The following is a 12,762-nucleotide window of genomic DNA, read 5'->3' as shown; positions in this document are numbered from 1 at the left end:
CAAGAACTCGACGATCTCCTGCAGATCCTCCTTGGCTTCGTCGACGCCGGCGACGTCTTCAAATGTGACGCGCCCTTGCGTCTCGGTCAAAAGCTTCGCTTTCGACTTGCCAAAGCCCATCGCCCGGCCGGCGCCGCCCTGCATCTGACGCGAGAGGAAAATCCACACGGCGAGGAAGGCGACGAGCGGAAGCGCGTTGAGAAGAAGCGTCATCATGAAGCTGCCGCCTTCATTATTCGGCTTGGCGCTGATTGAGACGTTCTTCGCCTGAAGGTGCGGCACGAGATTGGCGTCGTCCGGCGCATAGGTCGTAAACGGCCGATTGTCATTGAAGTGACCGACAATTTCGTTGCCGGCGATCGTCACGTCATGGACGCGGCCTTGGTCGATCTGCGTCAACAGCTCGCTATAAGAAATATCGCGGATGGGCGTGCGCTGGCCGGGCTGCTGAAACAGCATGACAAGCGCAACCACGAGCAATCCGATGATTGCCCAAAGCGCGAGGTTCCTAAAGTGTGGGTTCATGTGGGAAGCCTGTCGGGAGCCGCTCGGTCGGGCTTATCCCCCGCAGCGCTCCGGTCATCGGATTAATTTAGGCCTACCGGAAGCCGTTGCCAAGGCTTGGAAAAGCCCGGGAATCTTAGACTTGCATCTGGTAACTTGGCCGTTTCGGACAAGCATGCGTTGAGCGCGAATGAAAACGATTGCTAGCTTGACCGGCGAGGCGGCGCGGGCCGCAGCCGAATGCGTTCGTCATTCGCTTCGATCGAGACATCTGCGAGCGTCGTTCGAATTGATCTCCGCGCTGTCAGCGCAGCAGCGACGCGCGCGCTGGCGCGCTCCAAACGCTCGAGGCGAAGAACAGCGTCAGGCGCGAGACGCTTGATTGCAATAGCCAGCACACGCAGAAGAATTTCGATGGGCGCCTCACGCAGAATCGCGGAGTCCAGGTCAATGCATGTCTGGTCATCTCTGCGCAGCGCGCCATTGAGCGCTTCGACGGCGCAATGCGCGAGCGCTGCATCGGCGCGCGCGGCGCGTGACCCGAGTCTTAGGAGCGCATCCTGCGTGAGGCCTTGCGCGGCGAGGATGGGCGCCAATTTGCGTAGCCGCACGCGGGCGAAGCTTTCGTCTTCGTTCGACGGATCGCGGAAAAACGGGTGCTTGGCCTGTTCGCAAATCGCTTCCAGCTCTTCTTTGCTGAAATCAAGTAATGGCCGCACACAGGCAAGGTCATCGCAGCGCGCGACTTGCGCCATGCCTGCTAGTCCGGCGACGCCCGAGCCGCGCGTCAGACGAAAAAGAATCGTTTCAGCCTGGTCGTTCGAATGATGCGCGAGAACGATGGCTGATGCGCCGATGCGGTGCGCACAGTCGGTGAGCAGCGCATAACGCGCTTGTCGCGCGCGCTCCTGCAAGCGCGTCTGAGGTTTTTCATCTTGCCATGTCAGCAGATGATGTTCGAAGCCGAGCGCGCGCGACCAACGGCCGACTTCGTCGGCTTCCGCGCGCGACTCCTTGCGCAAGCGATGATCGATCGTCGCCACTGCGATGGCGTGGCTTCGCCGCAAAGACCATTGCGCGCAAAGGAGCATCAAAGCGACTGAGTCCGGACCGCCTGACACCGCGAGCAGCAAGGAGGGATAGGCCGCAAGGATACCGAGCGCATCTTCGCAACGGCGATTGAGCGAGTCGTTTGTCCCGGCGATGTCTCTCGCCTCCGCGCGCGGCATGCTTACGCCGGAGGGGCGCCGATCGCCGCGTCCACGGCTAACATTGGATTTTTTTGCTTTCGCGTTGAGCCGCTTCGCGGATGCGTGTCGCCGCTTTCGGAAATTTGACGTTGATCTCAGAATAGGAAGCGCACGCCTGCTCCTTCGCGCCCATCGCGCTCAGTGACTGGCCCAGGCGCAACAGCGCCTCAGGCGCCTGTGGCGAATCACCGTATTTCGTCGAGATTTCCAAATATTTTTCTGCCGCCTCCCGGTGCCGTCCGCGCAGAAAAAAGCTCTCACCCAAATTGAAGGTCGCTGCGGGAGCGAGCTTGCCCTTGCCGTTCTTCGCTAGAAAAGTCGTGAGCGACTTTTCCGCTTCCTCATATTTACCCGTCCGCAACGCGCTTACCGCCTGGTCATATTCTTCCTTGGGGCCCGGCATCGCGGGCGCGGCGGCGATCTCCGCCGGCGCCGGCTGGTCGCCGACCAAGCGGCCGTGAGCGATATCCAGCGGCTGGCCCGCTTCGCGTACCGGGGCGGGCGTCACCGAGCCTGAAGCGCGCGCTGTCGCGTCGAGCGGCGCCGATGGCGGCGTCGTGCCGAGCGGCCGTGGCGCGCCCGGCGCAGAGGGCTGTGCCGCGGGATCGAAGGCGTCGCTACGCTTGCCCGCACTCTGGTTCATCGCTGGGGCGGCGGGCGGGACCTGGGTGACATCCGTAGGCGCTGCAGGCGCGCGCGGGCCGGTCTCAGTGCGCAGCGGCTCCTGCTTCGCGGCGCGCAACTGTTCTTCCAAGAGCTGCACCTTATGCTGCAGCTCCTCATTTTGTCCGGTCAAGCGTCGTAATTCGCGCTCCAGCCGATCGATGCGCAAGGCCAGCGCGCCGTCGGAGCCCGGTCCGGCGTCGGGGGCGTCGTAAATGTCCGAGGGCGGGGCGCTGTAGGTCTGGGCTAGGCGAATGTTCGATTCAGGTCGCGGATCCCCGTAGACCTCGAACGCCTGAGCGGCGCCGGCCATCAAGAAGGACAGCGCGAAAATGTAGACGGAGCGTGAGAGCATGATCGCGAAAGGCCGTGGCTCGCTAAAGCATCGCTGGAATCGCGACGATGCCTTAGCATAGGCGCACATTCGGCTAAAGTTTGGCGATGCGAGCGACTGGACTCATCCTGCTTCGAAGGGCCGCGATCGCGGTTTTTTTGGCGGTGGTCCCGCCATCGCATGGCGCTTCGCTTCGACCGGCCGCGGAAACTGGCGAATGTTCGCTCGAAGGCACCTTGCCAGCGACAGTCGCGGCGGTGGACGAGGATTTCGAACTCTTGCTCGACGACGGGCGTCGCGCTGTTCTTGCGGGCCTGGATTTTCCGCCGCTGGATAGGAGAGACCTGCGCGCCGCAATCCGCAGTCGTTTGGCGGCATGGCTGAGCGGCCGCGACGTTTTTTTGGGGGCCTTCGCTTCAACACTGGACCGCTGGGGCAGGGCGCCGACGAGAATCTACACAAGCCCCGCCGAGGGAGGCGAATCAACGCCACTCGTATCGGTGGCGGAAGCGCTGCTTCTGGCCGGCGACGCCCGCTTTCGTCCCGATTCGACGGCCGCCGCCTGCGCCAAGACTTATCTGGCCGCCGAGGCGCGGGCGCGGGATGCAAGCGCCGGACTTTGGTCGCGGCCGGAATTTCGTCCAATTGACGTCTCGAATTCAGCCGCTGCGGCCGATCTCAACAGCCGCAAGGGAATGATCGTCGTCGTCGGCGCGATCCGTTCCGTCGGAGAGTCTCGGCGCTCTTTCTACCTTAATTTTGGCGACAAATTGCGCGATAGCTTTACCGTCGTGATTCCGCGGCACAATTTGGCTAACTTCGGGCAAATCGAGCCCCGCTCCTTCGTCGGGCGGCGCGCGCGCGTACGAGGATTTATTGAGACCGGGTCTCGCATCGAAATCGCCACGCCAGCCGAAATCGAATTCCTTGACGGCGACGCCTCTCGCTAGAGCGGCGCTCTCGCTGGTCGCGGCCGTCTTCGCTCTGGAGCTGGGGGGCTGCGCCGAACTGGAGCGGCAAGGACAGCTCTTTACAACCCCTATACCGCCGACGCGGCCGCGCACGGACAACCGCAGCACGGTCCAACATAAGGAACTCGTCGCCCAGTTCGGCGGCGAATATGAAGCTGCGGCTGCAGAACATTATCTCGACGCCATTCTCGCCAAACTGGCGACGGTCAGCGAGACGCCGGGCCAGCCGACTTATAAGGTGACGATTCTCAATACGCCTGTGGTCAATGCTTTCGCGCTGCCTTCCGGAAATCTCTACGTCACCCGAGGACTATTGGCGCTTGCGGGCGACGCCTCCGAGGCGGCGGCGGTGATGGCGCATGAAATCGCCCATGTCTCCTTGCGCCACAGCGCGCTGCGCGCCGAGCGTGAGCGGGAAGCGGCAGTAATCTCGCAGGCGGCGGCGGTGATCCAGAACCGTCAGAAGGGCGACGAGGTTCGCTCCAGCCAGCGGCTCTCAGTCGCGAGCTTTTCCCGCCAACAGGAGCTTGACGCCGATGCTGCCGGCGTCCGCGTTGTCGCCCGCGCCGGCCTCGACCCCTACGGCGCTTCGCGCTTCCTCACCGCCTTGGGGCGGTCAACGGAATTGCGCGCAGCTCTCTACGGCAAGAAGAAGTCCCTCGACTTCGATATTATGTCGACGCACCCTTCGACTCCCGACCGCATCACCAAGGCTGTTGCTGCGGCTCGGGAGATCGGCGCGCCTGGCGTCGGCGTCACCGACCGCAACGGCTATCTTGAAGCGATCAAGGGCGTCGCCTTCGGCGACGACCCGACGGAAGGATATGTTCGGGACCGTACATTCACCCATCCCCGCCTGCGCTTCACCTTCACAGCTCCCGAGGGCTTCCTTCTCGAAAATTCCAGCGAAGCCGTATTCGGCGTGCGTGAGGCCGACAATGAAGCCTTGCGGCTCGATAGCGTGCGTTTGCCTGCGGACGAAAATCTCGAAGCCTACGTCGGCTCCGGCTGGGTGGACGGGTTGCTTCCTTCCTCCGTGCGTAGAATGGACATCAACGGCCTTCCCGCGGTTGTCGCTGTCGCGCGGGCTGGGGAATGGAATTTCAGGCTTGCGGTGATCCGGTCGGGCGAGTTTCTCTATCGCCTGATTTTTGCGGCGCGCGCGTTGAGCGACGAGGCCGACGCCCGCTTCAGGGAGTCGATCAGAACTTTCCGCCGGCTCGCGCCGGACGAGACTCATGACGTCCATCCGTTAAGGATTTCAGTCGCGGTCGCGTCGCCCGGCGACACCATCGGCACGATGGCCGCGCGGATGGTGGTTCCCAATCGCCCCGTCGAATATTTCATGCTTCTCAACGGTCTGACAGCCGGGGACGCACTCATTCCCGGAGAACATTACAAAATCGTAACCGAGTGACGACGGGTTTTTGCTCGTTCCGGGAACAACTGCCGCGCCTGACGGTTATCCAGGGAAGGCTAATCTTGGCGCGCGGAATACCCGTTCATTTCAGGGGTCACGTCCGCGTATGGAGGGCATCATGGCATATATGCCTGGGCTCGGGCGCGAGTTAATTAAGGCTGCGGCCGAAGCCCCCTTTCTGGAGCGCGACGAGGAAAAGCAGCTTGCGATCGCTTGGCGCGAGCGGGGCGATCGAGCCGCGCTTCACAAGCTCACCGCAGCGCACATGCGTCTTGTCATCGCGCTTTCGGCGAAGTTCAGACATTACGGATTGCCGCTCTCTGATCTGGTCCAAGAAGGCCACGTCGGACTACTCGAGGCCGCTGCGCGGTTCGCGCCCGAGCGAGACGTTCGTTTTTCGACTTACGCCACCTGGTGGATCAGAGCGTCGATCCAGGATTACGTGCTGCGTAATTGGTCGATCGTGCGAGGCGGAACAAGCTCGTCGCAAAAGGCGCTGTTCTTTAATCTTCGTCGCCTGCGCGCGAGGCTTGCGCGTGAAAACCATGGCGCGAATCCGGTCGACACCTATCAGACGATAGCCAACGCCATTGGCGTTTCTCGGGCCGATGTCGAGATGATGGACTCGCGTCTGTCAGGCTCCGACGTGTCGTTGAACGCGCAGCTCGTCGACGACGATTCGTCCGGCTCTGCGCAGCGAATGGATTTTCTCGTCGACGAGAAGCCGCTGCCGGACGAAGTCGTCGAGGAAACCTTGGACTCAGGCAGGCGCGCGCGCTGGCTTAAGGACGCGCTCGCGATACTTTCCGAACGCGAGTTGCGCATCGTGCGCGAACGCCGTCTGGCGGAGAATCTCGTGACGCTTGAGACGCTGGGAGATCGACTCGGCATCTCCAAGGAGCGCGTACGGCAGATTGAAAGTCGCGCGCTTGTGAAGTTGAGGCGCGCCCTATCGCGGATGCAGGAGACGGCGGCGCCCGACGAGACCGCCAGAGCGTAACAAAAAACCCCGGAAGGCGCTTCCGGGGTTTTTTATTTAGGCGGCGCGGTCAACGTCGGCTTCATCGCCGCTGTCGTCGCCGACATCCCCGTCGGCTTTCGGTCCGCGACGCGGTCCCTTTAGCAGGAACGACTCAATAAGCTTCAGCGATTCCGAATCGATGAGCTTGCGGACAGCCGCGATTTCTCGCGCCATGCGATCCAAGGCGGCCTCGTAAAGCTGGCGTTCGGAATAGGATTGCTCCGGCTGCGTGTCCGAACGATAAAGGTCGCGAACCACCTCAGCGATGGTGACGAGATCGCCTGAGTTGATCTTGGCCTCATATTCTTGAGCGCGACGAGACCACATGGTGCGCTTGACCCTCGCGCGTCCGCTCAGCGTTTGCAGAGCCTTGTCGACGATGGCGGCCTCGGCGAGCTTTCGCATGCCGACGTTGACCACTTTGCTCGTCGGCACCTTGAGGATCATCTTGTCCTTGATGAAACTTACCACGAAGAGCTCCAGGCTGAAGCCTGCGACCTCCTGAATCTCGACGCCGGTAATCTGCCCAACGCCATGCGCGGGGTAGACAATGAACTCGTTGAGCTTGAAGCCAGGCTTGGGACCCGCCGCCACCGGCTTGGCCTTGACCGGAGCCGCAGGCCGGGCGACGGCGGGAGCCGGCGCGCGCGCGATCGGGGCGCCAGGCGTCGCCAGCGAAGGCGCGGCGGGTGCGGGCGCAATCGTCTTTTCAACGGGCTTCGGTTGGGATTCGGCTACTGGGCGCGTCTTCGCCGGCGCAGCCGCAATGGCGACTGGCCTGCGCGGCTCAATCTGGGCCGTAAGCTTCTTAGCCGCAACAGGCGCCGCGACCTTAATGGGTTTTGCCGTCGCGGTCTTGCTGGGCGCCGCGGGCTTGGCCGTTTTAACTGGGGCCTTCTGCTTGGCGCTGACCTTTTCCGCGGTCGTCTTGGCGGCCTTCGCGGCGACCGCACGCTTCGTCACATTCTTGGAAGTGGCGGATTTTGCGGAAGTCTTGGGGTGCGAGACGCTCTTGGCTGGGGATTTTGCCGCCGGCTTTGTGGCGGCGCGGGCCGTGCTGCGGGCGCTCGTCGCTCCCCGCCGCGTCGCCGACGCGCCGGCAACTATTTTGCCGTTCTTACCCTTTGCGGTCGATTTTGCTTTTGTCGTTGCTTTCGAGGTCATTGCTCTCGTGGTCTTGGCGGTTCTTGCGCTTGTTTTCCGGTTCGAAGCAACGGCGGCCCGCGCCGGCTTACGTGCCGAGGCGGTGCGGCTGGGCGACTTCTTTGCCGCAGAACTCCGCGCTGAGGCGGTTTTCGTGACGCCGCTCTTAACGGCTCGTTTGGCGAGGGTTTTGGAGCGGGCGGCCGAGCCCTTGGCGCGAGCGGCTGCGGTGGAGGCAGTTGCGCGCGTCTTTTTCTCGGCTTTCTTGGCGGAGGGCATACGCGGGTTACTCCTATGCTGCCCCGCTGTGGAGACGGAGCGATTGCCGCCTGACGAATCACGATTGCCGACGGCAAAAAACCGCGACACCGCTAAGGCGGCTAGTGGAAACCTTGCTGGCGCCGCATACTCAATAGTCGGCCCTCCGGCCGACTCTCAAGGTAACGAAGCTTTCGAATGAATCGCGAGACAGTAACCTCGGCGCCGGACGCCATTCGACAAGGCGTGTATTTAGTGTGTGATTTATAACACACCAAACTGTGAAAATCAAAGGCATATACGCGCGGGCAAAGCCCGCGCCGACGCTCAGAAAGCGGATAATGCTTTGTAGTATTTTATGTTTTCAATTAATTAACGATGTGGAAACTGGTCGCCCCAGTCCCAAGCGATAGGGGCGTTGCTGAACACTGTTCAGTCGCCCTGGCCAGCCTCCGCTGAGAAGAACTGTTCGAACTTGTCCGGCTTGCCATCCCATTCCTTGGCGTCGGCCGGCGGGTCTCGCTTGATCGTAATGTTGGGCCAGTTCTGCGCCATTTCCGCGTTAAGTTGCAGCCATTGTTCGAGACCCTCTTCGGTGTCGGGCTTGATGGCGTTCGCCGGGCACTCGGGTTCGCAGACGCCGCAGTCGATACATTCGTCCGGATGGATCACGAGCATATTCTCGCCTTCGTAGAAGCAGTCCACCGGACATACTTCGACGCAATCCATATACTTGCATTTGATGCAGTTTTCCGTGACGACATAAGTCATAATGGCGATCTCTCCACGGCCTCGCCGCTTGCTAGCTTTTTTGCCAGCGTCACGCAAGGCGAGCAAAACAAAAGAGGGCGTTAGAGATATGATCGCGCGCTCCGTAGCCACAAGGTCAGCATATGGTCGACACTATGAATTCGTCGGCGACGACGGCCATGGGCCGGCAGGCCCTCACGGCCCGCGCCCTGCTGCTTGGTGAGCGGCTCGACACGGACGGGCTCGAGCGAGCTGATCTGGTTTCGACGGCGCCTCTCGCCTTCCATGCTGGGCAGAGCGGATTCGCCGTGCTTTATCGCTTCGGGGTCGCGGTTCTCTTCGGCCTTTCGCCGCTGGAGGAAGACGAGATCGTCAAGAAGATCGGTCTTCGCGTGTCGGGCGCGTCGCGCGGCGACGATGAAACTTTGATCATTGAAGCCACGCCGGACGGCGAGGAGAAGGCGCTGCCGGACGGACGGCTCGCGGTAAAGGACCTTTCCGAAGCGCGGTTGCTTGTGATCGCCGACGTCTTGGCGAAAAGCGTCGCCCTGGCGCGTGACGAGCGTCGCGTCAACGCCGTCTTTGATACGATCGAGCCCTTCGCGGCCGAGCTTGCGGCGAAGGGCAGCCCGCCATGGAAGCGCAAATCCATGCTGGAGCTGATGGGCCAGACCCTGCTCGTGCGGCATCGCGTTTCAGGCCGGGTCGCCGTCGACGACAAGCCGGACGTGCTTTGGGATCGGCCTGACCTCGAACGGCTCTATGCGCGTCTCGAGGATGAGTACGAACTCACGCCGCGGGCGCGCACGCTCAACGCCAAGATCGATGTGATCGGCGAAACCGCTCGGGCGCTGACCGATCTCATCGACGCGGCGCGGTCCGTTCGGCTTGAGTGGACAATTATCATATTGATCGCGATGGAGATCCTTCTCACCCTGTTCCAGATGTGGGTCGCGCGCATGAGCTGAGCCTATCTCCAACGTCGCGCAGCGGGTTTTCGCCCGAAAGCCATTTGAAGCTTTGGAGCTGGTGGCGCGCGAAGGTGAACTGACGCTTGGCGTAGTGGCGTGTGTCGAGCTCACTCCGCAGGATAGCTTCTTCCAGCGTCAGCCGTCCGTCGAGGTAGGCGATGAGATGCGGCACGCCATGCGCGCGCATCGCCGGCAGAGCGGGATCGAGGCCGCGGGCCTTGAGCGCGGCGACTTCCTCGATCGCGCCCGCCTGTGTCATTTTCTCGAACCGCGCGTCGATGCGGGCGTAAAGCGTTTTGCGTTCGGGCGCGAGGAAAAAGGCTGCGCATTCCGACGCGTTCAAAATCGGCGGACTGCGCGGACCTTGAAAGGAGATGAGCGGCTTGCCTGTCGCCTCCAGCACCTCAAGGGCGCGCAGCAGCCGCTGCGGATCGGTTTCGCGCAACGTTGCCGCCGTATCCGGATCGCGCGCGGCAAGCATGGCGTGAAGCTGCTGGGGAGTCTTGTCCTGCGCCCAAGCGCGCATGGCTTCGCGCACCTCGTCAGGCACGGCGGGAATGTCGGACAGGCCGTAGAGCGCGGCCTTGAAATACATGCCGGTGCCGCCGACAAGAATGGGGGTCAACTCGCGCGCTTCGAGCTCTTCCATCACGCGCGCAAAATCCTTAAGCCAGCGACCGACGGAATAGTTAATGGCCGCGTCCACATGTCCGAAGAGAAGATGCGGCGCGGCGGCTTCTTCTTCGACCGTCGGCCGTGCGGTGATGATTCGCAGATCGCGATAGACCTGCATCGAGTCGGCGTTGACGATGGCTCCTTGCTCGCGGCGCGCGAGCTCTAACGCCAGCGCGGACTTGCCCGAAGCGGTTGGACCTGCAATGAGAATGGCGCGCGCGCGCATGCGCTATTGCCGCTGAAACGGTCGAGATGTCAAAGCCCATCGACTATGTCGCGACCTTTGTCGCCGGCCGGGGCGCGGCGCTCAATGAACGAGCGGTGTCTGGCGCTCTGTACGACGCCGGCCTGATGGATGCCGGACGCGACTGGCTCGCGGAGGATCTCGCCGTCGACGCTTTTTTGTCGGGAGCGGGGCATGACCTCGCCGATTTGCGTGTTCGACTTCAGGCTGCGGTCGCTGACGATCCGATCGACGTCATCGTTCAGCCGACGATGGGCCGGCGCAAAAGCCTGCTCGTCGCCGACATGGATTCGACGATGATCGGACAGGAGTGCGTCGACGAACTCGCGGACCTTGTCGGTTTGCGCGAACATGTCGCGACGATCACCGAGCGCGCGATGCGCGGCGAGGTGGATTTCGAAAGCGCCCTGAAAGAGCGCGTCGCGCTGCTCGCGGGCGTGACTCTGGCGCAAATCGAGACCCTGCTGACACGTATCACTTTGACGGCTGGGGGGCGCCAGCTTGTGCACACCATGCGCGCCAACGGCGCGCATACGGCGCTTGTGTCAGGTGGCTTCACGCAATTCACCGAGCCCGTAGCTGCGCGCCTTGGCTTCCATGAGACGCGCGCCAATCTTCTCGAAATTGCGGATGGCGCGCTAACGGGCGCGGTCGTCGCGCCCGTGCTCGGACGCGAAGCCAAGCGCGCGGCGCTCGTCGAATTGCGTGACGTGCGCGGACTTCCGCGGGATGCGACGCTGGCGATCGGCGACGGCGCGAACGATCTCGACATGCTGCGCGAGGCGGGGCTTGGCGTCGCCTTTCACGCTAAGCCGAAAGTGGCGCAAGCGGCGGACGCGCGCATCGAGCACGCCGACCTGACCGCGCTGCTTTATGCGCAAGGATACAGGCGCGAGGAATTTGTGGAGTGATACGATACCGCCTCCCTGTCCCTCCTCCGCCTCGCGGGAGAGGGGACGCCAACGATCGGCGCGCGGCAGATTAGGTGAAGGGCCGAATCTGCTCCCTCTCCCGCCGAAGGCGGGGGAGGGTTGGGGAGGGGGTCACTCTACCGGCAACGCGACGAAATGCGCGTCGCCCTGGCCGTTGGCTACGATCAAAAGCGCGGTTTTCTTGCCGTCGCTTTTCAGCGCCTTGACTTTTTTGACCACGTCAGCTGGGTCGCTCACAGCCTCCTGATTGACCTCAAGCAGCACCTCGCCGGGCTGCAGGCGCTTCTCAGCCGCCTCAGAGCGCGGATCAACGCCGGTGATCACGACGCCGCTTTTGAGCGTGTCCTTGATTTGGAAGCGCGCTCTCAGCTCATCCGAAAGCCGCGAGAGCTCCAGTCCCAGAACGCTTTGTGAGGACGTGGCGCCGCCCTCGGATTTTTCCTTATCGCCGTCCTTCGAGGCGACTTTCTCGCCATCCTCAAGTCGGCCGAGTTTGACGGTTTTGGTCTGCTCCTTGCCGCCGCGCATGATGACGAGTTCGACATCCTTGCCGACCGGCGTCGCCGCGACGAGCTTCGGTAGATCACGCGACTCCTTGATCGGCTTGCCGTCGAATTTGACGATCACGTCGCCGGCTTTCAGCCCGGCCGCCTTCGAAGGTCCTTTGTCATCGACGCCGGCAATGAGCGCGCCGCGCGTCGCGCCGAGACTGAGCGTCTCGGCGATGGCGTCGTCGATATTCTGGATGCGCACGCCAAGCCATCCGCGGCGCGTCTCGCCGAACTGCTGCAACTGTTCGATGACGGGTTGAACCGTGTTCGCCGGCGTCGCGAAGCCAATGCCAACTGAGCCGCCCGATGGCGACAGGATCGCCGTGTTGATGCCGATCACTTCGCCATCCATGTTGAACAGCGGGCCGCCGGAATTGCCTTTGTTGATGGAGGCGTCGGTCTGGATGTAGTTGTCGTAGGGACCGCTATCGATATTGCGATTGCGCGCCGAGACAATGCCGGCCGTCACCGATCCGCCGAGCCCGAAGGGGTTGCCGACGGCAAGCACCCAGTCGCCGACCTTTGCTTTGTCGCTGTCCCCGAATTTGACTGCTTTCAGCGGCTTTTCGGGCTTCACCTTCAAGACCGCGACGTCCACTTTCTGATCCTTGCCGACGACTTCCGCCTTGAGCTTCTGGCCATCGTTGAAGATGACGGTCACTTCGTTGGCGTCCGCGATGACGTGATTATTGGTGATGACGATGCCCGAGGGATCGATAACAAAACCGGAGCCGAGCGACGCTGACCTGCGCTGACGCGGCATCTCGGGCATGCCTTGGCCGCGCCGCCGGAAAAACTCCTCGAAAAGATCGTCGAAAGGCGCGCCAGGTCCCACTCCCGGCGGCAGGTTGGGACCGTCGTTGCGCGTACTGTGTTTTGCGTCCACCGTAGTTGCGGAAATGTTGACGACCGCGTCCGAGACCTGAGCGGAGAGCTCCGAAAGAGAGTCGGGACCCTTCGCCTGCGCGGGTAGGGCGATAAAGTAGAGCAGGGGCGCGGTCGCGAGGATCGCTCTCGCGGCGCGACGAAGTGCGGACGTCATGCGTTTATGTCTCCTGTCGAGGGACAAATTATG

At 62.5% G+C, this 12,762-nt stretch carries 12 protein-coding genes; 5 read left to right on the top strand and 7 right to left on the bottom strand.

Annotation, left to right across the window (positions count from 1 at the left end; all coding sequences use genetic code 11):
* From FEV16_RS15915 to ybgF, 3 genes are all read right to left on the bottom strand, one after another.
* The coding region (locus FEV16_RS15915) for an ATP-dependent metallopeptidase FtsH/Yme1/Tma family protein (RefSeq protein ID WP_171015265.1) at positions 1-525 on the bottom strand (525 nt) is incomplete at its 3' end.
* Between the two features lie 182 nt (positions 526-707).
* Positions 708-1,733, bottom strand: a complete 1,026-nt coding sequence (tilS, locus tag FEV16_RS15910; protein WP_138168582.1) for a tRNA lysidine(34) synthetase TilS — start codon at positions 1,731-1,733, stop codon at positions 708-710.
* 37 nt (positions 1,734-1,770) lie between these two features.
* Positions 1,771-2,772, bottom strand: coding sequence for a tol-pal system protein YbgF (ybgF, locus tag FEV16_RS15905; RefSeq protein WP_138168581.1), 1,002 nt, complete (start codon positions 2,770-2,772; stop codon positions 1,771-1,773).
* Between the two features lie 86 nt (positions 2,773-2,858).
* Between ybgF and FEV16_RS15900 the strand changes: the two genes are divergently transcribed.
* The 3 genes from FEV16_RS15900 to FEV16_RS15890 all read left to right on the top strand — a co-directional run bounded on the left by FEV16_RS15900 (position 2,859) and on the right by FEV16_RS15890 (position 6,142).
* The gene (locus FEV16_RS15900) at positions 2,859-3,701 is read left to right on the top strand and encodes a nuclease (RefSeq protein ID WP_138168580.1); all 843 of its coding nucleotides are present in this window, start codon (positions 2,859-2,861) and stop codon (positions 3,699-3,701) included.
* Positions 3,679-5,139 (top strand): M48 family metalloprotease, encoded by a 1,461-nt coding sequence (locus FEV16_RS15895; protein WP_138168579.1) that lies wholly within the window; start codon positions 3,679-3,681, stop codon positions 5,137-5,139. Before FEV16_RS15900 ends, FEV16_RS15895 begins: the two co-directional genes overlap by 23 nt.
* A gap of 121 nt (positions 5,140-5,260) precedes the next feature.
* Positions 5,261-6,142, top strand: a complete 882-nt coding sequence (locus FEV16_RS15890; RefSeq protein ID WP_171015264.1) for an RNA polymerase factor sigma-32 — start codon at positions 5,261-5,263, stop codon at positions 6,140-6,142.
* 36 nt (positions 6,143-6,178) lie between these two features.
* Here FEV16_RS15890 and FEV16_RS15885 read toward each other — a convergent pair whose 3' ends face one another.
* Together FEV16_RS15885 and fdxA are read right to left on the bottom strand one after the other, a co-directional pair.
* Positions 6,179-7,327 carry a CarD family transcriptional regulator gene (locus FEV16_RS15885; protein WP_246657382.1) on the bottom strand — a complete coding sequence of 383 codons (1,149 nt, stop codon included), beginning with the start codon at positions 7,325-7,327 and terminating at the stop codon, positions 6,179-6,181.
* A 669-nt stretch (positions 7,328-7,996) separates the two neighbouring features.
* Positions 7,997-8,335: a ferredoxin FdxA gene (gene fdxA / locus FEV16_RS15880; RefSeq protein ID WP_138168577.1), complete on the bottom strand. Its 339-nt coding sequence runs from the start codon at positions 8,333-8,335 to the stop codon at positions 7,997-7,999.
* A 122-nt stretch (positions 8,336-8,457) separates the two neighbouring features.
* Between fdxA and FEV16_RS15875 the strand changes: the two genes are divergently transcribed.
* Positions 8,458-9,282: an RMD1 family protein gene (locus tag FEV16_RS15875; RefSeq protein ID WP_138168576.1), complete on the top strand. Its 825-nt coding sequence runs from the start codon at positions 8,458-8,460 to the stop codon at positions 9,280-9,282.
* Here the strand turns inward: FEV16_RS15875 and miaA are convergent.
* Positions 9,245-10,186 (bottom strand): tRNA (adenosine(37)-N6)-dimethylallyltransferase MiaA, encoded by a 942-nt coding sequence (gene miaA / locus FEV16_RS15870; RefSeq protein ID WP_138168575.1) that lies wholly within the window; start codon positions 10,184-10,186, stop codon positions 9,245-9,247. The genes FEV16_RS15875 and miaA overlap by 38 nt on opposite strands.
* 26 nt (positions 10,187-10,212) lie before the next feature.
* Here miaA and serB point away from each other — a divergent pair, with 26 nt between their 5' ends.
* Entirely contained in the window at positions 10,213-11,115 is a 903-nt protein-coding gene (serB, locus tag FEV16_RS15865; RefSeq protein ID WP_171015263.1) for a phosphoserine phosphatase SerB, read from the top strand.
* Positions 11,116-11,247: 132 nt separating this feature from the next.
* Here serB and FEV16_RS15860 read toward each other — a convergent pair whose 3' ends face one another.
* A complete protein-coding gene (locus tag FEV16_RS15860; RefSeq protein ID WP_138168574.1) occupies positions 11,248-12,729 on the bottom strand; it encodes a DegQ family serine endoprotease in 1,482 nt (493 codons plus the stop codon).
* Between the last annotated feature and the right edge of the window lie 33 nt (positions 12,730-12,762).

It is taken from the genome of Methylocystis sp. B8 (assembly GCF_005771425.1).
Taxonomy (GTDB): Bacteria; Pseudomonadota; Alphaproteobacteria; order Rhizobiales; family Beijerinckiaceae; genus Methylocystis.
This window is presented reverse-complemented; position numbering and strand designations above follow the sequence as displayed.

What these genes read in the sequence shown, in the direction of transcription:
- tilS (WP_138168582.1), bottom strand. Translation starts at nt 1,733, where the DNA reads ATGCCGCGCGCGGAGGCGAGAGACATCGCCGGGACAAACGACTCGCTC.
- ybgF (WP_138168581.1), bottom strand. Translation starts at nt 2,772, where the DNA reads ATGCTCTCACGCTCCGTCTACATTTTCGCGCTGTCCTTCTTGATGGCC.
- FEV16_RS15900 (WP_138168580.1), top strand. Translation starts at nt 2,859, where the DNA reads ATGCGAGCGACTGGACTCATCCTGCTTCGAAGGGCCGCGATCGCGGTT.
- FEV16_RS15890 (WP_171015264.1), top strand. Translation starts at nt 5,261, where the DNA reads ATGGCATATATGCCTGGGCTCGGGCGCGAGTTAATTAAGGCTGCGGCC.
- FEV16_RS15885 (WP_246657382.1), bottom strand. Translation starts at nt 7,327, where the DNA reads ATGACCTCGAAAGCAACGACAAAAGCAAAATCGACCGCAAAGGGTAAG.
- fdxA (WP_138168577.1), bottom strand. Translation starts at nt 8,335, where the DNA reads ATGACTTATGTCGTCACGGAAAACTGCATCAAATGCAAGTATATGGAT.
- FEV16_RS15875 (WP_138168576.1), top strand. Translation starts at nt 8,458, where the DNA reads ATGGTCGACACTATGAATTCGTCGGCGACGACGGCCATGGGCCGGCAG.
- miaA (WP_138168575.1), bottom strand. Translation starts at nt 10,186, where the DNA reads ATGCGCGCGCGCGCCATTCTCATTGCAGGTCCAACCGCTTCGGGCAAG.
- serB (WP_171015263.1), top strand. Translation starts at nt 10,213, where the DNA reads ATGTCAAAGCCCATCGACTATGTCGCGACCTTTGTCGCCGGCCGGGGC.
- FEV16_RS15860 (WP_138168574.1), bottom strand. Translation starts at nt 12,729, where the DNA reads ATGACGTCCGCACTTCGTCGCGCCGCGAGAGCGATCCTCGCGACCGCG.